This is a genomic window from Qipengyuania marincola, from assembly GCF_029688625.1.
In the GTDB taxonomy this organism is placed as follows: domain Bacteria; phylum Pseudomonadota; class Alphaproteobacteria; order Sphingomonadales; family Sphingomonadaceae; genus Qipengyuania.
This window is the reverse complement of the sequence record NZ_JARULC010000002.1, coordinates 201,355-219,245: the sequence shown is the minus strand read 5'-3', so window position 1 is coordinate 219,245 and position 17,891 is coordinate 201,355. Positions and strand designations below refer to the sequence as shown.

Genomic DNA, 17,891 nt, shown 5'->3' with positions numbered 1-17,891 from the left:
CAGTCGTGCGTTTCCCTTTCCGAGGAGATGCGCATGAGCAAGCATGAGCCCGAAAGCGTCGAGGATGTGCTGGGCGAACTGGACGATCTTGCCGCCAATGGCGAGAAGGTCAGGATCGGCGATGTGCTCGATGATTTCGGCGGGCGCAGCTTCGGCCCTTTCATCATGCTTCCCGCCCTGCTCGAGCTGACACCTGTCGGCGGCATTCCCGGCATTCCTACCTTTCTCGCTGTCGTGATCGCGCTGATCGCCGTGCAACTCCTCCTCGGCAAGGAGCACATCTGGTTGCCGCAGTGGCTGCAGGATCGCTCGGTGGAAAGCCGCAAATTGCACAAGGGCATCGGCAAGCTGCGCGGCATCGCACACTGGCTGGACGAGCACAGCCATGGCCGGCTGGAACGCCTGACCGAAGGCGTGTGGCTGCGCGTCGCTGCCGCTGTCGTAATCCTGCTCTGTCTTACGGTGCCGCCGCTCGAATTCCTGCCCTTCGCCAGCAGCGGACCGATGCTTGCGATCGCCAGCATCGGACTGGCGCTGACCGTGCGCGATGGTGTGGTGATGCTGGTCGCGATGCTGCTGGCCGTCGCCGCGCTCGCGGGCGGCACATACTACTATTATTCCTCCGACGAGGGTGAGGGGGGTGGCGGGATGGCCCTGAAGGCACCGCTGATCGAGCGCGTCGCTGCCTGACAACGAAATTATCGTCTGCCCGGTCAACTTGCCATTCACCGCGGCACTCCTACATTACGGGGCGATGAAAGGACTCCGCGCATGAGCGACCAGAACACACCGCCCGAACCCGAGGGCAATGGCCCCAACCCCTGGGTGCGAAGCCTGCTTATCTGGGGCGGTATTTTCCTTGCCCTGCTGATGGTGGTTTCGGCCTTCGGTGGCGGCTCGTCGGGCGGGGGGGCGCAGATCCTCTATTCCGACTTCCGTGACAAGGTGGCCGAAGGGTCGGTCGCTTCCGTGCAGATCTCGGAAAACCAGATCGTCGGCGAAATGAAGAATGGCGAGGGTTTCTCGACCGTTCCCGTTCCCAATGACACCAGCCTGCCCGAATTGCTCGAGAGCAATGGCGTCCAGTATTCCGGCAAGGAAGCCGACGGCGGCAATATCCTGCTTTATGCGCTCATCCAGATCCTGCCGTTCGTCCTGATCCTCGGCATCGCAGTATTTGCCTTGCGCCAGGTGCAGAAGGGCGGCGGCGCGGGCGGCGCGATGGGCTTCGGCAAATCCAAGGCCAAGCTGCTGACCGAACGGCAGGGCAAGGTGACCTTCGCAGATGTCGCGGGTATCGACGAGGCGCGCGAGGAACTGGAGGAAATCGTCGAATTCCTGAAGGACCCGAGCCGATTCTCAAAGCTCGGTGGCCAGATTCCGAAGGGCGCACTGCTCGTCGGTTCGCCCGGCACCGGCAAGACGCTTCTCGCCCGCGCGATCGCCGGCGAGGCTGGCGTCCCCTTCTTCACGATTTCCGGTTCGGACTTCGTTGAAATGTTCGTCGGCGTGGGTGCCAGCCGCGTGCGCGACATGTTCGAACAGGCGAAGAAAAACGCGCCGTGCATTCTCTTCATCGACGAGATCGATGCCGTGGGTCGTTCGCGCGGTCATGGCCTTGGCAATTCGAATGACGAGCGCGAGCAGACGCTGAACCAGCTGCTGGTCGAAATGGACGGCTTCGAGGCCAATGAAGGCATCATCATCATCGCCGCGACCAACCGCCCTGACGTGCTCGATCCCGCGCTGCTGCGCCCGGGTCGCTTCGACCGCCAGGTCGTGGTGCCGGTGCCCGATATCGATGGGCGCGAGAAAATTCTCGCCGTCCACATGAAGAAGGTGCCATTGGCACCCGATGTGAATCCGCGCACCATCGCGCGCGGCACGCCCGGTTTCTCGGGCGCTGATCTGGCCAACCTCGTCAACGAGGCGGCGCTGCTGGCCGCGCGGCGCAACAAGCGCCTCGTCGCGATGCAGGAATTCGAGGACGCCAAGGACAAGGTCATGATGGGCGCGGAACGCCGCTCCATGGTCATGACCGAGGACGAGAAGAAGATGACCGCCTATCACGAGGCGGGCCATGCGCTGGTAAGCCTAAACGAGCCGGCATCGGATCCCATTCACAAGGCGACGATCATTCCGCGTGGCCGTGCGCTGGGCATGGTGATGCGTCTGCCCGAGCGGGACAACTACTCTTACCACCGCGACAAGATGCACGCGAACCTCGCGGTTGCCATGGGCGGCCGTGTGGCGGAGGAAATCATCTTCGGCCACGACAAGGTTTCGAGCGGGGCATCGGGCGACATCCAGTATGCCACCGACCTTGCGCGCAACATGGTCACCAAATGGGGCATGTCCGACAAGCTCGGCCCGTTGCAATACGAGCAGAGCCAGGAAGGCTATCTCGGCATGGGTCAGACGGCGCGCACCATGTCGGGCGCGGAAACCAACAAGCTGATCGATGAAGAGATCAAGCGTCTGGTGGAAGATGGCCTGAAACGAGCAACCGACATCCTCACCGATCAGGAAGACAAGCTGCACCTGCTGGCGCAGGCGATGCTCGAATACGAAACGCTGACCGGCGAGGAGATCGACCAGCTGATGAAGGACGGCAAGATCGACCGTCCCGACGAGCCGAAGGGGCCGATTGCCGTGAAGCCGGCGGCCGGAGCCGCTGTACCCAAGGCCGGCAAGAAGTTTGGCGGGGGCCCGGCGCCACAGGCGGGATAGTCCGAGCGTTTATCCCCCATTCAGCCTGCATCATAGAAGGCTCCGTCTCTTAATTGGGACGGAGCCTTCTTCATGCGAAAGACCATTCTCGCCGGCATCGGCGTGATCGCCATCGCCACATCGGCATCGGCATCGCCCGCCGATGTGAACGCGCAGGCCTTCTACTCCGATGCACAGCAGTTGATGGACAAGGGCGTGCGGGCGATGTTCGACAAGCGTACAAAGCCTCGCATGGCGCAGCTTCGCGCCGCGGCGGAACTTGCCAAGGCAGAGAACGAGGTGGCCACCAGCAGGGGACAACCGCTCTATTGCGTGAGCGAGGCGCAGCGCAAGAAGGGTCTGGGCGCAAAGCAAGTCGTCACCATGCTCGGCGCAGTGCCGGAAAGCGAGCGTCGCAAGATGTCGCTGGCGCAAGCCTGGCGCGCTGCCCTGATCCGAGAATATCCATGCCGTTGAGCCGGTAGGCGAAACGCTTCGCTCGTCTCGCGCGTTAGGCAAGATCGAGACCCCCAACTACGAGGATCACCGCCATGAAGCGTGTTGCCGTCGCCAGCCTGTCCGCCCTCGCACTTGCGGGCATGTCCGCCTGTTCGGAGCAGACCCAGTCAGATGCGGCGCAGACGATCGATCTTGCGGAAGACGATGCACTGGCCAACCTCGAAGTTGCCGGCGAAGCGATCGAGGAGGGCGCGATCGACGCCGCTGATGCGGTCAGCAAGGGCGCGGCCGAACTGCGCGACGATTTGGAGGCAGGCGATACCGAGGAGCCGGGCCCGGCACCGGTTACCGGCGGCGAGCCCGCCCGCGATTAGCGGGCGCGCGCTGCTTGGCTCAATTGCTCAGAAGGCGCCCAGAACGAGCAAGGCCTGCAGGAACAGCGTCAGGATCACGATGATGAAGACGCTCAGGATACCGAGGCGCCATACCGCCGAAAAGCGACTCAGGTCATAGGCGCCGCGCAGATGCTTGTAGATGTGGATCGGGGGGATGAAGATGGTGGCCAGAGCAAGCACGGATGCATCGAGCCCGGCCAGGCCCAGCAACGTCAGCGCGAGGATCAGCAGGGTCATGAAGCTTAGTGAATAGGTCACGAAGATTGCGTGATCGTAGGCCTTGAACCGGCGTTTCCAGGCGAAGAGCAGCCACACGAAGGGAATGGACAGGGGGATCAGGAGCCAGCTGAACTTGTAAAAATTGGTCTGCAATTTGTAGAGCATGAGCCCCGGGTTCTTGCGCCATTTCTGAATCCCCGCATCGACAAAGGCGATCCCGGTTCCCTGATCGATCCCGTCCTCGACCGTCTGCCCCAGAGTAAATGCCTCGGTCGTCTCGATCGCTTCATAGGTCTGTTCGAGTTCTTCCAGCCGCGCTTGTGCTTCTGCACGTGCCGCGTCGCCGGGCTCCAGCGCGTCGAGCCGGGCGCGCTGCTGCTCGACATCGTCCCTTGCTTCAGCCTTGGCCGCGTCGAGCCGCTCCCCTATCTCCGCTGGCGAAGTCGCCTGGACATCGGTCGGGGTCGAGATGCCCGCCAGCTGGAACACGGCGAACATCAGGAAAATGGCAAAGAGAAACAGCGCCATTGGCGACACGAACCGCGCGCGCTCTCCATCGATATAGCGTCGGGTAAGTTCGCCCCGCTTGCGAATGAGCAAGGGTAGCGTTTTCCACGTCCTGCCTTCCAGGTGCAGGGCGCCGTGGATCAAATCGTGCAAGAAGGCGCCCAGCGTCCTGTGCAGATGCGCCTTCTGTCCGCATGCGTGGCAATGCGGGCCGACAAGATCGGTGCCGCAATTGAGGCAGGCGCCCTCGGCGAAGTGCCCCTCGACGAGTTCTGCCGTGTCGCGCGAGCCCCGGCTCCCCCGGTCGATGGCCCGGGCGAACAAACCGCCTTCGACTGCGGTGCCCAATGCTTCGCCAATCTCGCTCACGCGCCCACCTCCTCGGACCGGAACCTATGCGAAGGCCGCCGCGGCGTCACGCCCCTTGTTCGACCGGAACATAAAATGAACAAATGAGTTGGTATCGATGAAGGAGATTTTACCATGACCGCCACCAAACCCAGCGAGCGACCCAAGACCGATCCGGTGTCGAATGCCGAAAAGGCTCCGGACAATTGGACCACCGGCGATGAGCGCATGACCGGCGCACAAGCGAGCTATCTCAAGACCTTGTGCGAGGAAGCCGGCTGCCCCGACCGGTATGATCCCGATCTGACCAAGGCCGACGCGTCCAAGATGATCGACGAGCTGCAGGGCAAAACCGGACGGGGCCGGTAGCAGATATCAAAAGGGCCGCTCCTCGAAAGGAGCGGCCCTTAATGATGTTCGGGTCGCGCAGGACTAGCCTTCGTAGTCGGCCCCGATCGAGGTCGAGCGGGTCGGCGCCGATGCGGTGATCCGCAGGGCTTCCGCCGACTGGCTGAGCGAGCCGACCTCATCGATTTCGTCATCGTCATCCGGCAGGATCTTCTGCAGGTTGGTGACGGCAGCTTCCTGCAGGTCCTTGGGCTTGATCGTTTGCTCGGCGATTTCGCGCAGGGCGACGACCGGGTTCTTGTCGCGGTCGCGATCGACGGTCAGCTCGGCGCCGCCCGAGATCTCACGCGCCCGCTGGGCAGCCAGCAGGACGAGATCGAAACGGTTGGGAACCTTGTCTACGCAATCTTCGACAGTAACGCGCGCCATGGGGCACTCCGATGCAATTCAATAGAATCCGGGAAAGCGCGCGACATAGGGGGCAAGGCCGTTTGCGTCAAGGATTTGCGCCGCCGCGCGCACGCCAGTAAGCGCAGGGGGAATGGCAGATAATTATCTTTACGCGCCCGACGCTTCCGAGGCGGACTGGCAGGACGAAGCGCCGTTCGAGATCAGTGCTCAGGGCAATCGCTTCACCATTTACCCCGCCGGTAGCGACCGGCTGGATGCGTTGCTGGAGCTCATCGGCAGCGCCACGGCATCGCTGCGCCTGTTCTACTACATGTTCGTCGATGACGAGGTCGGTTTCGAAGTGCGCGATGCCCTGGTCGAGGCGCTTCACCGCGGGGTGGCGGTCACGCTGACAGTCGACAGTTTCGGCGAGGACGTGGGCGAGGGCTTCTTCGAGCCGCTGGTCGAGGCGGGCGGAGAATACCGCCGCTTCATGGCGAAATGGTCGCGCCGCGCCCTTATCCGCAACCACCAGAAAATGGTCATCGTCGACGAGAAGGTGGCGATGATCGGCGGTTTCAATATCGAGCGAGCCTATTTCGACGCGCCGGAGGCCGATGGCTGGCACGACCTTGGCGTCAAGCTAGAAGGCCCTGCCGTCGACCAGCTGCTCGCCTGGTGGGAAGAGCTTGCGGATTGGGTCGGGCAACCGCGCGCGCAGTTCCGTGCGATCGTGCGCAAGGTCACGCGCTGGAACCCGCCGAAGGGCCCTGTCAGGCTGCTGATTGGCGGCCCGACCAAAGGCCTGTCGAGCTGGGCGCGCTGTGTGGCCGAGGACCTTGAAAAGGGCGACAGGCTCGACATGGTGATGGCCTATTTTTCGCCATCGAAGAAAATGCTCCGCCGGATCGGCGACATTGCCCTGCGGGGCGAGGCACGACTGGTCATGGCGGCGAAATCGGACAATGGCGCAACGATCGGTGCAACCCGATCGCTATACCACTACCTGCTGAGCAATAATGCCAGGATCTGGGAATTCCGCCCGACCAAGCTGCATATGAAGCTGCTCGTGATCGACGATGCGGTTTATATCGGTAGCGCCAATTTCGACATGCGCAGCCTTTACGTGAACCTGGAACTGATGTTGCGGATCGAGGACGCCGCATTCGCCGACCGGATGCGGCAATTCATCGGCCGCCATCACAAGGCCTCCAAACGCATCACGATGGAAGAGCACCGCCGCCACTCGACCTTGTGGAACCGCATGCGCTGGAACCTCAGCTGGTTCCTCGTCGCCGTGGTGGACTACAATGTCGCGCGGCGGCTGAATCTGGGGCTATGACGCGTCGCTTGGAACGAGATGACGCGACGAAGCGTAGCAGTCTCATGACCAAGACACGCGAAACCGCCCTGATTTTCATGGCGCCGATAGCGCTGCTCGCGGCCTGTGCCGAGCCGGTAGACGATAGCGAAACCGACGCCCTTGCCCCGGTATCGCCGACCGCAACCGAAACCGAAAGCCCGCTTGCAGGCGAGAGCACCAGTCTTGTGCCCGGCGTGCTGGAGGCGAGCATGCGGCGCGAAGCGAACCTCACTTCCGATCTCGGCTGTGTGTTTCGCCGGGGCGACGACGTCCTTCTCGCCGCGGCTGCCAATTCGGTGTCGGCCGAAAGTGCCGAGGGGCTGGTCGTTCTCGACGGCAGCCCGGTCGAACTCGAGATGGATGGCGAGGGCGGCTACAACACGCTGAGCCGTGGCGCGAGTTTCTCGGGTCCCGATGGCCTGTCGGTGGAAGTGGAGGTACGTTCTCCGGCGCCTGTTCGCGAGACACCCGCGCCGGTCGTCGCAGAGCCGAATTTCACCGGGAGCCTCAATTTGCGGCGCGGGGCGCAAAGCGTCACGGTCGAAGGCATTTACAATTGCGGTCCCGACTCGATTGGCGAAGCCGCTCAGTCGTAATCCTCGTAATTGCGCACATCCGGGCTTGAGAACTTCGTATATTCGCTGTGGAACAGCAGCGGGACATTGCCGGTCGAACCGTGGCGCTGCTTGGCGACGATCAGCGTGGCCTTGTTGACCAGCTCCAGGTGCTTGGCCTCCCACTCGGCATATTTCATCCGCACCTCTTCCGACGAGGTCTCGTCCGGCGTGTCGGGCTTGGTGGCGTTGTGATAGTACTCGGCGCGAAAGATGAACCACACCATGTCGGCATCCTGCTCGATCGAGCCCGATTCTCGCAGGTCGGCCAGCTGCGGCCGCTTGTCCTCGCGTTGCTCGACCTGACGTGACAGCTGCGACAGCGCGATCACCGGTACGTGCAATTCCTTGGCGAGGGTTTTCAATCCGCGACTGATCTCCGAAATCTCGTTGACGCGATTGTCGTTGGCCCGGCCCGAACCCTGTAGCAGCTGGAGGTAGTCGACCACTACCAGTCCGATGTCATGGCGACGCTTCAGGCGGCGGGCACGCGTGCGCAGCGCACCGATCGTCAGCGCCGGCGTGTCGTCGATGTAGAGTGGCAGGTCGGTCAGTTCCTGACTGGCGAAGCTGAGACGCTGGAATTCCTCCCGGCTCAACTTGCCCGAACGCAGCTTCTCGCTCGAGATTTCCGCCTGTTCGGCCAGAATACGCGTGGCCAGCTGGTCGGCGCTCATTTCCAGGCTGAAGAAAGCGACGCCCGCGCCGGGAGAATCAGCGCGGTCGATCCCGTCGCGCTCATCGCGCATCAGGCGCGATGCCGCATTGAAAGCGATATTGGTGGCGAGCGAGGTCTTGCCCATGGCCGGGCGACCGGCGAGGATCACGAGGTCCGAATTGTGCAGGCCGCTGGTCTTGTCGTTGATCGTATCGAGCCCGGTGGTCTTGCCCGAAAAGCGCCCGCCCGAATTCATCGCCGCCTGCACCACCTGCAGCGCGCCGAAAGCTGCGGTGCGGAAGCTCTGCGCCTCGCTCCCCGTGCTGGCCCCCTCGGCCACGCGGTAGAGGTCGGCCTCGGCCTGTTCGATCTTCTTGAGCGGCTCGACCTCGTCCGATGTGTCGAGCGCGCCCTCGACGAGGTTGCGGCCGACGCTCACCAGTTCGCGCAGCAGGGCGAGGCTGTAGATTTGCTCGGCCAGTTCGCGCGGGTGCAGCAGGCCCTGCGCATCCTGCGTCAACTGTGCGAGATAGATCGTGCCGCCAAGCTGCTTGAGCGCCTCGTCGCTTTCGAAATAGGGCTTGAGCGTGACCGGCGTTGCCACCGAATTGCGGTCGAGCAGTTTCAGGACCCGCTCGTAGATGCGCTGGTGCACCGGTTCATGAAAATGCGCCGGCACCAGTGGTGTGGTCAGTTCCTCGATGACCTTGTTATCGATCAGGACCGCGCCGAGAAAGGCCGCTTCCGCCTCGAGGTTGGCGGGCAGTTGCGTGCCCTTGGCGGGCTTCGCCTCGGTCGAATCGTCGGCGGGAAAGAGAAGATCGGTGTCGGCCATCGCCGTCTGATGAAGGGTCCGGAGGCGTGCTGGCAAGTTGCAATGGGGCCACTGTGGCTGTGGATATCGGGGACGAAACGGCAAGCTCTTGCCCCGGCCCGCCTAAACCTGCGAAAGCGGGTGAAAGCATGACCGATTCCGCCTCTTCATCCTCCAATCACCGCATCGCCCGGATCGAGCTCGACGAGGAGACGATCATCTGGCGCAATGCCGATATCGAGCAGGAACGCAGGATCGCGATCTTCGACCTGATCGAGGACAATTGCTTCAAGCCGGTTCGCGCGGTCGAACGGGGCGCGACCGGTCCCTATCATCTGCAGCTCGCCGTGCGCGACGGGCGGCTGCTGATGACGATCGCCGACACGTCCGACCAGTTGCTGGAGGAATTGCTGCTCGGCCTGGCACGTTTCCGGCGGCCGATCCGCGAATACTTTGCCATTTGCGATAGCTATTACCAGGCTATCCGCAAGGCGACGGCGGCGGAAATCGAAACGATCGACATGGCTCGGCGCGGGGTCCACAACCGCGCCGCAGAGCTCCTGATCGAACGGCTGGAAGGCAAGATCGAAACCGATTTCGCGACCGCGCGGCGCCTGTTCACGCTGATCTGCGTCCTGCACATCAAGGGTTGAGGAATGGCGCGCGCGAAACGCAAAACGAAACGCAAGGGCGGCCTGTCGCGGGTCGTGAAGGTCGCCCTGCTACTGCTGGTTCTGGCAGGCGGCGCGGCAGCCTGGTTCGTGATCGACCGGCAGGCATGGCGGCCCGACGAGGCGGTCTGGCCCGACCAGGGTGCACTGCTTGCAGCAGACGACGGGCCGGTGGCCTTCGACACTCTGAAGGGCCTCGGCGCGAAATTCGTCTATCTCGAGGCAAGCGACGGGACCGAGGGCCGCGACATCGCCTTTGCGCAGAATCTTGCGAGGGCCGGGCAGGCGGGGCTGGAAGTGGGCGCGGTTCACCGGTTCGATCCCTGTGATGTCGCAGACGGACAATCGGCCAATTTCGTCACCATGGTACCGCGCGATGCCGCGCTCCTGCCTGCCGCCATCCTGCTGGAAGGAAATGCCGAGGACTGCGCCGAGCGGGTGTCCGACGCCGCCGTGCAAAGCGAGCTGATGACGCTGGTCAACCAGATCGAAGCGCATACCGGCAAGGCGGTGATCCTCGCGCCCAGCGACGAATTCGAACAGCTGTACGGGGTGTCGCGCCGGATCGACCGTCAGCTATGGCTGACGAGCAGCTGGTCGGAACCCGACTATGCCGTGCGTCCCTGGCTGATGTGGACTGCCAATCGCTGGTACCGGAACGAGGCCGCGCAATCGCCGCTGCGCTGGGTCGTGGTGCGGCCATTTTGACGAGAGTGCCATGACCGACGACGATCTCATCGCCGCAGCCCGTGCGGCCGCCGCGCAGTCCTATTCGCCCTATTCGAACTTCGCAGTCGGTGCCGCATTGCGTTTCGCCGATGGCAGCGTGGTGACCGGCACGAATATCGAGAATGCCAGCTATGGGCTGGCGCTGTGTGCGGAGACGGTGGCGGTTTCCAAGGCGATGGCCGATGGGGTGCGCGGCGGGTTGGAAGCGGTCGCGGTCACCGGGCCGGGCGCGGAGCCGATCACGCCCTGCGGCCGCTGCCGACAGGTGATCAACGAATTGGCGCAGCTGGGTGGCACCGATCCGGAGATTCTGTGCGTCGGCCCGGAGACGACGCGGCGTGTGCGATTGTCACAGCTCCTGCCCGACGCGTTCGGCCCGGCAAGCCTCGCATGATCGACCGGCGCGCGGCGCTGGGCACCATGAGTGGCGCGCTGCTTGCGGCCTCGCTGCCGCACCCGCTCGCCGCCGCAACGCCGCGCAAGGCACCTCGCTTGCGCATTGGCGATACCGTCGGCCTCGTCGCCCCGGCAAGCGCGCTGACCCTGCCATGGGAGCTCGACCGTGCGCAGCACTGGATCAGCGGCATGGGTCTGGAGCCGAAGCTCGGTCGTCACGTGCGCGAGCAGGACGGCTACCTCGCAGGTACGGACGTTCAGCGCGCCGAGGATTACATGGCGATGGTTGCCGACCCGCAAGTGCGCGGCATCTTCGCCATTCGCGGCGGCTGGGGCGGCGCGCGCATTCTGCCGTTGCTGGAATGGGGCATGATCCGGGCCAATCCGAAGCTGCTGATTGGCTATTCCGACACGACCGCGCTGCATCTGGCGATTGCGGCGCGGGCAGGTTTTCCGACAATCCATGGCCCCAATGCCGCGAGCCGATGGGAACGGGAAAGCTGGGACAGCCTGTGGCGGCTGGCCTTTGCCGCCGATACGCCGGTGCTCGCAGGCGCGGCTGCCGAGCAGGCAAGCGGTCGCACCGGGCGCACGATTTCGTCCGGAACAGCGCAAGGCCGCCTGCTGGGCGGGAACCTCACGATCCTTTCCACCCTGATGGGGACGCCCTACCTGCCCGATTTCGATCGCGCGGTGCTGTTTCTCGAGGATGTGAACGAGGATGTATATCGGGTGGATCGCATGCTCCAGCAGCTGCGCCTGGCCGGGGTGCTCGGCAAGCTGGCGGGGGTGGCGTTCGGCCAGTGCACGCGCTGCAATCCGGAAGAGAACAGCGAGGCGGGCTTCACGCTCGACACCGTGCTCGACCATCATCTCGGCAGCCTCGGCATTCCTGCCTTCGCCGGGGCAAACATCGGCCATGTGACGAACCAGCAGGCGATGCCGCATGGAGTCCGGGTCGAGCTGGATGCTGATGCGCGTACGATCCGACTCCTCGAGCCGGTCGTGTCGTGAACGGGCTTGCGAGCGACGCGATCGAGGCTACTGTGCTGCCGTCAGGGAGGATTGCATGAAAGCTAGAGCGGTGCTGCGTGGTGCCACTGTCGCCATTATGGCGACATATCTGTCGGCCGGGGCGGTTCAGGCACAGGAGCGGCCGATCGCGTTCGAAGGCGCGACCATCCATACGATGGCCGGTGAAACCATACCTGCCGGCACTTTCGTAATCCATCGCGGCAAGATTGCCGGCGTCGGCGCGGCGGTCGAGATTCCGGCCGATGCCGAACGCCGCGACGCAACCGGCATGGTGATCATGCCCGGCATCGTCGATACGCATTCGCATATCGGCTCGGTGGCAGGGGCCGACCGCTCCTCGCCCATCCAGCCCGAAGTCCGTGCAATGGATGCGATCAATCCGCGCGACGCCAGCATCGCCAAGGCGCGCGCCGGAGGCGTCACCACCGCCAATGTGATGCCGGGGTCGGGCTGGCTCGTCAGCGGCCAGACATTCTACATGCGGCTGCGCGACGGCGAGACGATCGAGGACATTGCCTGGCGCTTTCCCGATGGGTCGGTGATGGGCGGGCTCAAGATGGCCAACGGCACCAATCCCATTGGCGAAACGCCCGGATTTCCGGGGACGCGAGCAAAATCCGCGGCGTTGGTCCGCGCGGCCTTCACCGAGGCGCAATCCTATTGCAAGGGCAAGCGCACGCCGGTCGATCTCGGCAAGGAGGCGCTGTGCGAAGTCCTGTCGGGCAAGCGGCTGGTGCATCATCACACCCACCGTGCGGACGACATCATGACCGTGCTGCGGTTGCAGCGCGAGTTCGGGTTCCGCGTGCTGATCCAGCACGGCATGGAGGCCTGGAAGGTCGCCGAGGAGCTGGCCGCGGCCGGCGTGCCCGTGTCGAACATCCTGGTCGACAGTCCGGGCGGCAAGCTGGAAGCGCAGGAATCGCGCCTCGAAACGGCTGCGGCGCTTGAGCGGGCCGGGGTGCTGACCTCGCTGCATTCCGATGATGGCATCATCGATTCACGTCTCATGTTCCGCCAGGCGGGCATCGCCGTGCGCGGCGGGATGAGCCGCGAGGGCGCCTTGCGGGCCCTGACCATCAACGGCGCGAAGCAGCTTGGCATCGAGGATAGCGTGGGAAGTCTCGAGGTCGGCAAGGACGCCGATTTCCTGATCCTCTCGGGCGATCCGCTCTCGGTCTATACGGACGTCATGCAGACCTGGGTCGAGGGCGAGAAGCTGTTCGACCGCTCGACCGAAGAAGGCAAGCTGCTGGCCGAAGGCGGCTATGGCGCGGGCAGCCCGATGGAGCTTGCGCATCATCACTGGGAAGCAGCCGAAGCGGAGGCCGGCCAATGATCAAGCATATCGCCAAATCGCTCGCCGCCGCGCTTCTTGCCACGGTCTCTGTCCCACTCGCCGCGCAGGATGTCGCCGTGCGGGCCGAGACGCTGCACACGATGGAAGGGCCGGCGATCAGTGACGGCGTGGTCGTCATCCGCGACGGCAAGATCGTCGCCGTGGGCCCTGCGTCGAGCATTGCGATCCCAGAGGGCGTCGAGGTGCTCTCGGCCAAAGTGGCCACGCCCGGGCTGGTCGATGCGCGGACCGTCGTCGGTCTCGCGGGCTATCTCAACCAGTTCGACGATCAGGACCAGCTCGACACCGGCGCACCGCTCCAGCCGCAATTGCGCGCCATCGACGGCTACAATCCGGACGAGGAGCTGGTTGGCTGGCTCCGTTCGCTGGGCGTGACCACGATCCACACCGGCCACGGCCCGGGTACCGTGGTGTCAGGCCAGACCATGGTCGCCAAGACATTCGCGAAGACGGCGGATGCGGCGGCCATCGTCCCGCGCGCGATGATCGCCGCCAATCTCGGCCCCGACGCGATGGATAGCGAGAAGGGGCCCGGCACGCGGCCCAAGCAGATCGCTCTCCTGCGCGCGGCGCTGACGGCGGCCCGCGCCGGGCAGGTACCTGGTGAGGCCCAGAAGAGGCGTGCCCGGGATGAAGAGAACGATGCCGGCGCGAACAAGCTCGATGTGCAGGTCTGGCGCGACGTTCTGGCGCGCCGTGTGCCGCTGATGGTCACGGCCAATCGCGCGCAGGATATCATGAGCGCGCTGCGGCTGAAGGAGGAGTTCAACATCGACGTGGTGATCGACGGCGGGGCGGAAAGCTACCGCCTGCTCGATCAGCTGCGCGAGGCTGGCGTGACCGTCCTGCTGCATCCGACCATGGCGCGGCATTATGGCGACATGGAAAATGCGAGTTTCGCGACCGCCGCGACGCTGCGCGAAGCCGGCATCCCCTTTGCGCTGCAATCCGGGTACGAGGCCTATGTGCCAAAGACCCGCGTCGTTCTGTGGGAAGCGGGCTGGGCTGCTGCCAACGGCCTCGCGCCCGAAGCCGCGCTGGCCAGCATCACGATCGACGCCGCGCGCGCGATCGGGGTGGATGAACGGCTGGGGTCACTGAACGTGGGCAAGGATGGCGACGTGGCGCTCTTCGATGGCGACCCGCTCGAATATACAAGCCACGTGACCGGCGTGATCATCGATGGCCGGGTGGCGAGCCGCGCGGTGCGCTAGGCCGGGATCAGCTTTCCTTGCAGCGTATCCAGCGGGTCTCGCCTCGCCATGTGACTTGCCCGTCATAGTGCCGGCCCTTGCGCGCGGTCCGCATGACCAGCAGCGATTCCAGCGCGTCGGGCGTCGTCATCTGGAGGTTCATCTCCCGGTCGTTCAACCACCATTGCGGTACGATGGCCGGAACTTCGCGACCCTCCACACGCAGGCGGCGGGACACGATCGGAGTTCCCGGGACATGGCCGAAACCGATAGCGATCTCGATCTGCGGCCCGCTCGCCGTCCGGCACAGGAAGCCGCCCGTGGCGGATGCCGGACTCGCGCCGAGAGCCGCAGCGATGGCGATTGAGAAAAGAGCGACGGTCCGCATGGCACGGATCATGGATCGCCGCAGGTGAACCTTCGATGGCCGCGATTAACCATTGCGAACCCCCTTGTGCGCTAGTCTCGCTGCATCAGGAGATGATTCGATGAAATTCGTGAAACTGGAATCGCGCGGCGGCAATTATCTCGTCGTGGCAAGCAACATCGCATGGCTCAGAACGGCCGAGAACGGCCAGACAAACGTCGGTATGGTCGGCGGCCAACCCTTGCTGGTCACCGGCTCGATCGAAGAGGTCGCGCAGAAGGTGCTGGACGGAGTGGCTGCCAGCTGACGGTGCAGGTCGCATTCCTGCGACCTGCCTGTCATTATTCAAGCCTTGTCGCTGTCCAGCCATTCGAGCAGGCTCGCAAGGCAATCGCGCGCGAGCATCTTGCAGCGTTCCGGGCTCCAGCCCTGCTCCGGCTCCGGATTGGCCGGATTGTCCTTATACGGCATTTCCAGCGTCATCGCGGTCGCACCGAAGCGTTCGGCTACCTGATTCGTGCTCATGGCGAGGTTCGCCTTGCCCGGCGCCGATTTTGTATAGCCCTGCTCGGTCTGGAAATCGGGCGTCCGCCGGTCGAGGATGCGCTCGTAGCGATAGAAGCGTTCGCCGTGCTCGTCGGTCCAGCTGGGAATGCCTTCATATCCCGCCAGGAAGGCGACCGGGATGGCTTCGTCGCCGTGAACGTCCATCGCGAAATCGACGCCGGTAGCATCCATCGCATTGCGGATGGCAAGGACTTCCGGGCTTTTTTCGGCGCTGGGATTTTCCCATTCGCGGTTTAGGTTGGTGCCGGCGGCATTGGTCCGCAGATGCCCCCGCCGCGATCCGTCGGGATTGGCGTTGGGGACGACATGCACGCGGCAGCGCTGGCGCAGGCCCCGGCCCACGCTGTCAGCCGGATCGGTCAGGACCTCGAGCGCCCCTTCCATCCACCATTCGGCCTGGGTTTCGCCAGGGTGCTGGCGGGCATAGAGCCAGACCTGCGTTTCACCCTCGCCCATTGCGAGGCAGTCGATCGGCTGGCCGTCTAGCGTGGTGCCCAGCCGGCGATACTCGACGCCTTCCGCCGCAGCGGCTTCGGCGACCAGGTCGTGGTGGCGTTCCATCGAATAGGGCGCGAAATAGGCAAACCAGACGATATCGCTCGCCGGGGTATAGCGGATGGTGAGGGTGCCGTTTTCCTCGTTCGCATCCCAGCTCGATGGCGCGCGGCCCCAATAGTCGCGATCTTCCGATACGCATGCGTCATACTCCGGCCAGCCGCCGGGATAGGCGCTGTTCTCGAGGCCGGTGATCTTCAGTTCCAGTTCGCGCCCCGCCGCGCCGCTGACGCGGAAATGGAACCACTGGGCGAATTCGCTCTGATGGTCCTTGCGCAGCGCCAGCTTCGCGCTCGCACCCTCGATGGCCAGAACCTCGATATTACCACTGTCGAATGCGCAATCGACTTCGATGTCGCTCACCGGCTGATTCACTCAGGCACCTTCACTTCTATCGTTTCACCATTGTTGCCGGGAAAGTCCCGGAACAGCGCGGAGGCGATCGTCTGGGCGTTCGCCGTTCCGCGCGCAAGGGGGGAATTTTCCGGCGGCGCGAAATCGGCCCGACCTTCCCACAGGCTCTCGCCCGTGGCCACGTCGCTGATCCGTACCGCGACCTCGGTGCCGAGCCGGTCGCGCTCGCCTCCGCCGAGGTTGATGCCGATGCCGAGGCCCACGCCCGAGCCATAGCTCCCCGTCGATCCGCCCACACCCACGCTCACCGGGCTGCGTCTGCCACCGGTGCCCAGGACATAGCTTTCGATGGCCACCTCGGCGATCTGGGAGGCAGCGGCGCGGTCGCTTTCGACATATCCGATTGCGGCAAGCTCGCTGGCGATCGCGGCCTTGTAGGGTGCCAGGGCCAGGCTGTCGCCCTGCGTGCCGGGCATGGTGGTCACGAAGATCCGGCCCTGTCCGAGCTCTGCGGCACGCTCCGGAGCGACGAAGCGCGTGACCTCGACCGGTCCGGGCGGGGTGGCGCAGCCGGGAAGGGCTATTGTTGCGGCAAGGCCAAAAGCGGCGGCGAGGGGTTTCATGATGCGATCCTTTCCTTCTCCTGCAGCCATCCGGCCACATCGACCCAACGCACGGGCCAGGCGATGCGCTCCAAAAGGGTTATCGGGGCTTCTATTGGGCAACTTGTCGTTACCAACTCGTGTGTTAGGGCGGACCCATGGACAATGCAGCGAAAGTGCCGGTGCTCGTCACCGGGGGGGCAGGCTATATCGGCAGTCACGCCGTCCTCGCTCTGCGCGATGCGGGCTGGCAGGTGGCGGTGATCGACAATCTGTCGACCGGCTTCGCATTCGCCGTGCCCGCGGATGTGCCGCTGTATCGCGGCGATATTGCGGACAAGGCCCTGCTCGACCGGATCTTCGCGGAACAGGGGATCGGCGCGATCATGCATTTCGCAGGGTCGATCATCGTGCCGGAATCGGTCGAGCAACCGCTCAAATATTACGAGAACAATACGGTGAAGAGCCGCGCGTTGCTTGAGGCTGCAGTGGAGGGCGGAGTACGCCACTTCATCTTCAGTTCGACCGCCGCGACTTACGGCATTCCCGACGTGGATCGGGTGAGCGAGGACACGCCCAAGCAACCGATCAATCCCTATGGCTGGTCGAAGCTGATGACCGAACAGATGCTCGCCGATGCAAGCGCTGCGCACGGCTTCAATTATTGCGCGCTCAGATATTTCAATGTGGCAGGGGCCGATCCTGCGGCGCGGACCGGCCAGTCGACTGCGGGGGCGACGCATCTGATCAAGGTCGCGTGCGAGGCGGCTACCGGCAAGCGCGCACATGTTGCCGTGTTCGGCACCGATTTCGACACGCCCGACGGCACCGGGGTGCGCGACTATATTCACGTGAGCGACCTTGCCGACGCGCACCGGCTGGCGCTCGAGGCGCTGGTCGAACAGCCGGACCGCTCGCTGACGATGAATTGCGGCTACGGCCGGGGATTTTCCGTGCTCGAGGTGCTCGATGCGGTCGACCGGGTTACCAATCAGACCATCGAACGTCGCATGGAGGCGCGCCGTGCGGGCGATCCGGGCCAGCTCGTTTCCGATCCTTCGCGCATCCGCGAGACCTTGCCATGGAAGCCGCGCTTCGCCGATCTCGACACTATCGTTTCCCATGCCCTGCAATGGGAACGGCGCCTGGCGGAAATACGGGAAGAGGGTTGACCGAATCCGGACGCACCGGTAACGGGCGCGCTTGAATTTGCCGCGTCGGGGCCTATCTCCGGCGCG

General features: G+C 64.2%; 21 protein-coding genes. 15 read left to right on the top strand and 6 right to left on the bottom strand.

What is annotated here, in order from left to right:
- Nucleotides 1-33: 33 nt before the first annotated feature.
- From P8Q88_RS06280 to P8Q88_RS06265, 4 genes are all read left to right on the top strand, one after another.
- Nucleotides 34-690: an exopolysaccharide biosynthesis protein gene (locus P8Q88_RS06280; protein ID WP_278322992.1), complete on the top strand. Its 657-nt coding sequence runs from the start codon at nucleotides 34-36 to the stop codon at nucleotides 688-690.
- 81 nt (nucleotides 691-771) lie between these two features.
- Nucleotides 772-2,730, top strand: a complete 1,959-nt coding sequence (gene ftsH / locus P8Q88_RS06275; protein ID WP_278322991.1) for an ATP-dependent zinc metalloprotease FtsH — start codon at nucleotides 772-774, stop codon at nucleotides 2,728-2,730.
- Nucleotides 2,731-2,802: 72 nt separating this feature from the next.
- Nucleotides 2,803-3,186, top strand: a complete 384-nt coding sequence (locus tag P8Q88_RS06270) for a hypothetical protein (RefSeq protein WP_278322990.1) — start codon at nucleotides 2,803-2,805, stop codon at nucleotides 3,184-3,186.
- Nucleotides 3,187-3,260: 74 nt separating this feature from the next.
- Nucleotides 3,261-3,542, top strand: a complete 282-nt coding sequence (locus P8Q88_RS06265) for a hypothetical protein (RefSeq protein ID WP_278322989.1) — start codon at nucleotides 3,261-3,263, stop codon at nucleotides 3,540-3,542.
- A 27-nt stretch (nucleotides 3,543-3,569) separates the two neighbouring features.
- Here the strand turns inward: P8Q88_RS06265 and P8Q88_RS06260 are convergent, their stop codons facing one another.
- Nucleotides 3,570-4,658 (bottom strand): DUF3667 domain-containing protein, encoded by a 1,089-nt coding sequence (locus P8Q88_RS06260; protein WP_278322988.1) that lies wholly within the window; start codon nucleotides 4,656-4,658, stop codon nucleotides 3,570-3,572.
- Between the two features lie 114 nt (nucleotides 4,659-4,772).
- Between P8Q88_RS06260 and P8Q88_RS06255 the strand changes: the two genes are divergently transcribed.
- A complete protein-coding gene (locus tag P8Q88_RS06255; RefSeq protein ID WP_278322987.1) occupies nucleotides 4,773-5,006 on the top strand; it encodes a DUF3072 domain-containing protein in 234 nt (77 codons plus the stop codon).
- Between the two features lie 63 nt (nucleotides 5,007-5,069).
- Here P8Q88_RS06255 and rpoZ read toward each other — a convergent pair whose 3' ends face one another.
- A complete protein-coding gene (rpoZ, locus tag P8Q88_RS06250) occupies nucleotides 5,070-5,414 on the bottom strand; it encodes a DNA-directed RNA polymerase subunit omega (protein ID WP_278322986.1) in 345 nt (114 codons plus the stop codon).
- A 112-nt stretch (nucleotides 5,415-5,526) separates the two neighbouring features.
- On the opposite strand from rpoZ, the gene P8Q88_RS06245 reads away from it, so the two are divergent.
- Together P8Q88_RS06245 and P8Q88_RS06240 are read left to right on the top strand one after the other, a co-directional pair.
- Nucleotides 5,527-6,717: a phospholipase D-like domain-containing protein gene (locus tag P8Q88_RS06245; protein WP_278322985.1), complete on the top strand. Its 1,191-nt coding sequence runs from the start codon at nucleotides 5,527-5,529 to the stop codon at nucleotides 6,715-6,717.
- Nucleotides 6,718-6,761: 44 nt separating this feature from the next.
- Nucleotides 6,762-7,334: a hypothetical protein gene (locus P8Q88_RS06240; protein WP_278322984.1), complete on the top strand. Its 573-nt coding sequence runs from the start codon at nucleotides 6,762-6,764 to the stop codon at nucleotides 7,332-7,334.
- Here P8Q88_RS06240 and P8Q88_RS06235 read toward each other — a convergent pair.
- Nucleotides 7,325-8,845, bottom strand: coding sequence for a replicative DNA helicase (locus P8Q88_RS06235; protein ID WP_278322983.1), 1,521 nt, complete (start codon nucleotides 8,843-8,845; stop codon nucleotides 7,325-7,327). The genes P8Q88_RS06240 and P8Q88_RS06235 overlap by 10 nt on opposite strands.
- 128 nt (nucleotides 8,846-8,973) lie before the next feature.
- Between P8Q88_RS06235 and P8Q88_RS06230 the strand changes: the two genes are divergently transcribed.
- Genes P8Q88_RS06230 through P8Q88_RS06205 form a run of 6 tightly spaced genes read left to right on the top strand, consistent with a single transcriptional unit; the run spans nucleotide 8,974 to nucleotide 14,229 of the window.
- Nucleotides 8,974-9,477: a UPF0262 family protein gene (locus tag P8Q88_RS06230; RefSeq protein ID WP_278322982.1), complete on the top strand. Its 504-nt coding sequence runs from the start codon at nucleotides 8,974-8,976 to the stop codon at nucleotides 9,475-9,477.
- Between the two features lie 3 nt (nucleotides 9,478-9,480).
- A complete protein-coding gene (locus P8Q88_RS06225) occupies nucleotides 9,481-10,203 on the top strand; it encodes a glycoside hydrolase family 25 protein (protein ID WP_278322981.1) in 723 nt (240 codons plus the stop codon).
- Nucleotides 10,204-10,213: 10 nt separating this feature from the next.
- Nucleotides 10,214-10,618, top strand: a complete 405-nt coding sequence (locus tag P8Q88_RS06220; protein WP_278322980.1) for a cytidine deaminase — start codon at nucleotides 10,214-10,216, stop codon at nucleotides 10,616-10,618.
- The gene (locus tag P8Q88_RS06215; RefSeq protein WP_278322979.1) at nucleotides 10,615-11,634 is read left to right on the top strand and encodes a S66 peptidase family protein; all 1,020 of its coding nucleotides are present in this window, start codon (nucleotides 10,615-10,617) and stop codon (nucleotides 11,632-11,634) included. Before P8Q88_RS06220 ends, P8Q88_RS06215 begins: the two co-directional genes overlap by 4 nt.
- A gap of 55 nt (nucleotides 11,635-11,689) precedes the next feature.
- Nucleotides 11,690-12,994 carry an amidohydrolase family protein gene (locus P8Q88_RS06210; protein WP_278322978.1) on the top strand — a complete coding sequence of 435 codons (1,305 nt, stop codon included), beginning with the start codon at nucleotides 11,690-11,692 and terminating at the stop codon, nucleotides 12,992-12,994.
- Nucleotides 12,991-14,229, top strand: a complete 1,239-nt coding sequence (locus P8Q88_RS06205; protein ID WP_278322977.1) for an amidohydrolase family protein — start codon at nucleotides 12,991-12,993, stop codon at nucleotides 14,227-14,229. Before P8Q88_RS06210 ends, P8Q88_RS06205 begins: the two co-directional genes overlap by 4 nt.
- A gap of 7 nt (nucleotides 14,230-14,236) precedes the next feature.
- On the opposite strand, the gene P8Q88_RS06200 is transcribed toward P8Q88_RS06205, so the two are convergent.
- Nucleotides 14,237-14,608: a hypothetical protein gene (locus tag P8Q88_RS06200; protein ID WP_278322976.1), complete on the bottom strand. Its 372-nt coding sequence runs from the start codon at nucleotides 14,606-14,608 to the stop codon at nucleotides 14,237-14,239.
- Nucleotides 14,609-14,696: 88 nt separating this feature from the next.
- Here P8Q88_RS06200 and P8Q88_RS06195 point away from each other — a divergent pair, with 88 nt between their 5' ends.
- Nucleotides 14,697-14,882: a hypothetical protein gene (locus P8Q88_RS06195; RefSeq protein WP_278322975.1), complete on the top strand. Its 186-nt coding sequence runs from the start codon at nucleotides 14,697-14,699 to the stop codon at nucleotides 14,880-14,882.
- 38 nt (nucleotides 14,883-14,920) lie between these two features.
- On the opposite strand, the gene P8Q88_RS06190 is transcribed toward P8Q88_RS06195, so the two are convergent.
- Together P8Q88_RS06190 and P8Q88_RS06185 are read right to left on the bottom strand one after the other, a co-directional pair.
- Nucleotides 14,921-16,060: a M14 family metallopeptidase gene (locus P8Q88_RS06190; RefSeq protein ID WP_278322974.1), complete on the bottom strand. Its 1,140-nt coding sequence runs from the start codon at nucleotides 16,058-16,060 to the stop codon at nucleotides 14,921-14,923.
- A gap of 8 nt (nucleotides 16,061-16,068) precedes the next feature.
- The gene (locus P8Q88_RS06185) at nucleotides 16,069-16,674 is read right to left on the bottom strand and encodes a DUF4136 domain-containing protein (protein ID WP_278322973.1); all 606 of its coding nucleotides are present in this window, start codon (nucleotides 16,672-16,674) and stop codon (nucleotides 16,069-16,071) included.
- A gap of 137 nt (nucleotides 16,675-16,811) precedes the next feature.
- Between P8Q88_RS06185 and galE the strand changes: the two genes are divergently transcribed.
- The gene (gene galE / locus P8Q88_RS06180) at nucleotides 16,812-17,825 is read left to right on the top strand and encodes a UDP-glucose 4-epimerase GalE (protein ID WP_278322972.1); all 1,014 of its coding nucleotides are present in this window, start codon (nucleotides 16,812-16,814) and stop codon (nucleotides 17,823-17,825) included.
- The last annotated feature ends 66 nt before the right edge of the window (nucleotides 17,826-17,891 follow it).

Bases quoted from the DNA above. Each gene is read 5' to 3' on its own strand.
- P8Q88_RS06240 (WP_278322984.1), top strand. From the start codon at position 6,762: ATGACCAAGACACGCGAAACCGCCCTGATTTTCATGGCGCCGATAGCG.
- ftsH (WP_278322991.1), top strand. From the start codon at position 772: ATGAGCGACCAGAACACACCGCCCGAACCCGAGGGCAATGGCCCCAAC.
- P8Q88_RS06210 (WP_278322978.1), top strand. From the start codon at position 11,690: ATGAAAGCTAGAGCGGTGCTGCGTGGTGCCACTGTCGCCATTATGGCG.
- P8Q88_RS06230 (WP_278322982.1), top strand. From the start codon at position 8,974: ATGACCGATTCCGCCTCTTCATCCTCCAATCACCGCATCGCCCGGATC.
- P8Q88_RS06270 (WP_278322990.1), top strand. From the start codon at position 2,803: ATGCGAAAGACCATTCTCGCCGGCATCGGCGTGATCGCCATCGCCACA.
- P8Q88_RS06200 (WP_278322976.1), bottom strand. From the start codon at position 14,608: ATGATCCGTGCCATGCGGACCGTCGCTCTTTTCTCAATCGCCATCGCT.
- P8Q88_RS06265 (WP_278322989.1), top strand. From the start codon at position 3,261: ATGAAGCGTGTTGCCGTCGCCAGCCTGTCCGCCCTCGCACTTGCGGGC.
- P8Q88_RS06215 (WP_278322979.1), top strand. From the start codon at position 10,615: ATGATCGACCGGCGCGCGGCGCTGGGCACCATGAGTGGCGCGCTGCTT.
- P8Q88_RS06255 (WP_278322987.1), top strand. From the start codon at position 4,773: ATGACCGCCACCAAACCCAGCGAGCGACCCAAGACCGATCCGGTGTCG.
- P8Q88_RS06195 (WP_278322975.1), top strand. From the start codon at position 14,697: ATGAAATTCGTGAAACTGGAATCGCGCGGCGGCAATTATCTCGTCGTG.
- P8Q88_RS06245 (WP_278322985.1), top strand. From the start codon at position 5,527: ATGGCAGATAATTATCTTTACGCGCCCGACGCTTCCGAGGCGGACTGG.
- P8Q88_RS06185 (WP_278322973.1), bottom strand. From the start codon at position 16,674: ATGAAACCCCTCGCCGCCGCTTTTGGCCTTGCCGCAACAATAGCCCTT.
- rpoZ (WP_278322986.1), bottom strand. From the start codon at position 5,414: ATGGCGCGCGTTACTGTCGAAGATTGCGTAGACAAGGTTCCCAACCGT.
- P8Q88_RS06205 (WP_278322977.1), top strand. From the start codon at position 12,991: ATGATCAAGCATATCGCCAAATCGCTCGCCGCCGCGCTTCTTGCCACG.
- P8Q88_RS06235 (WP_278322983.1), bottom strand. From the start codon at position 8,845: ATGGCCGACACCGATCTTCTCTTTCCCGCCGACGATTCGACCGAGGCG.
- P8Q88_RS06280 (WP_278322992.1), top strand. From the start codon at position 34: ATGAGCAAGCATGAGCCCGAAAGCGTCGAGGATGTGCTGGGCGAACTG.
- galE (WP_278322972.1), top strand. From the start codon at position 16,812: ATGGACAATGCAGCGAAAGTGCCGGTGCTCGTCACCGGGGGGGCAGGC.
- P8Q88_RS06220 (WP_278322980.1), top strand. From the start codon at position 10,214: ATGACCGACGACGATCTCATCGCCGCAGCCCGTGCGGCCGCCGCGCAG.
- P8Q88_RS06225 (WP_278322981.1), top strand. From the start codon at position 9,481: ATGGCGCGCGCGAAACGCAAAACGAAACGCAAGGGCGGCCTGTCGCGG.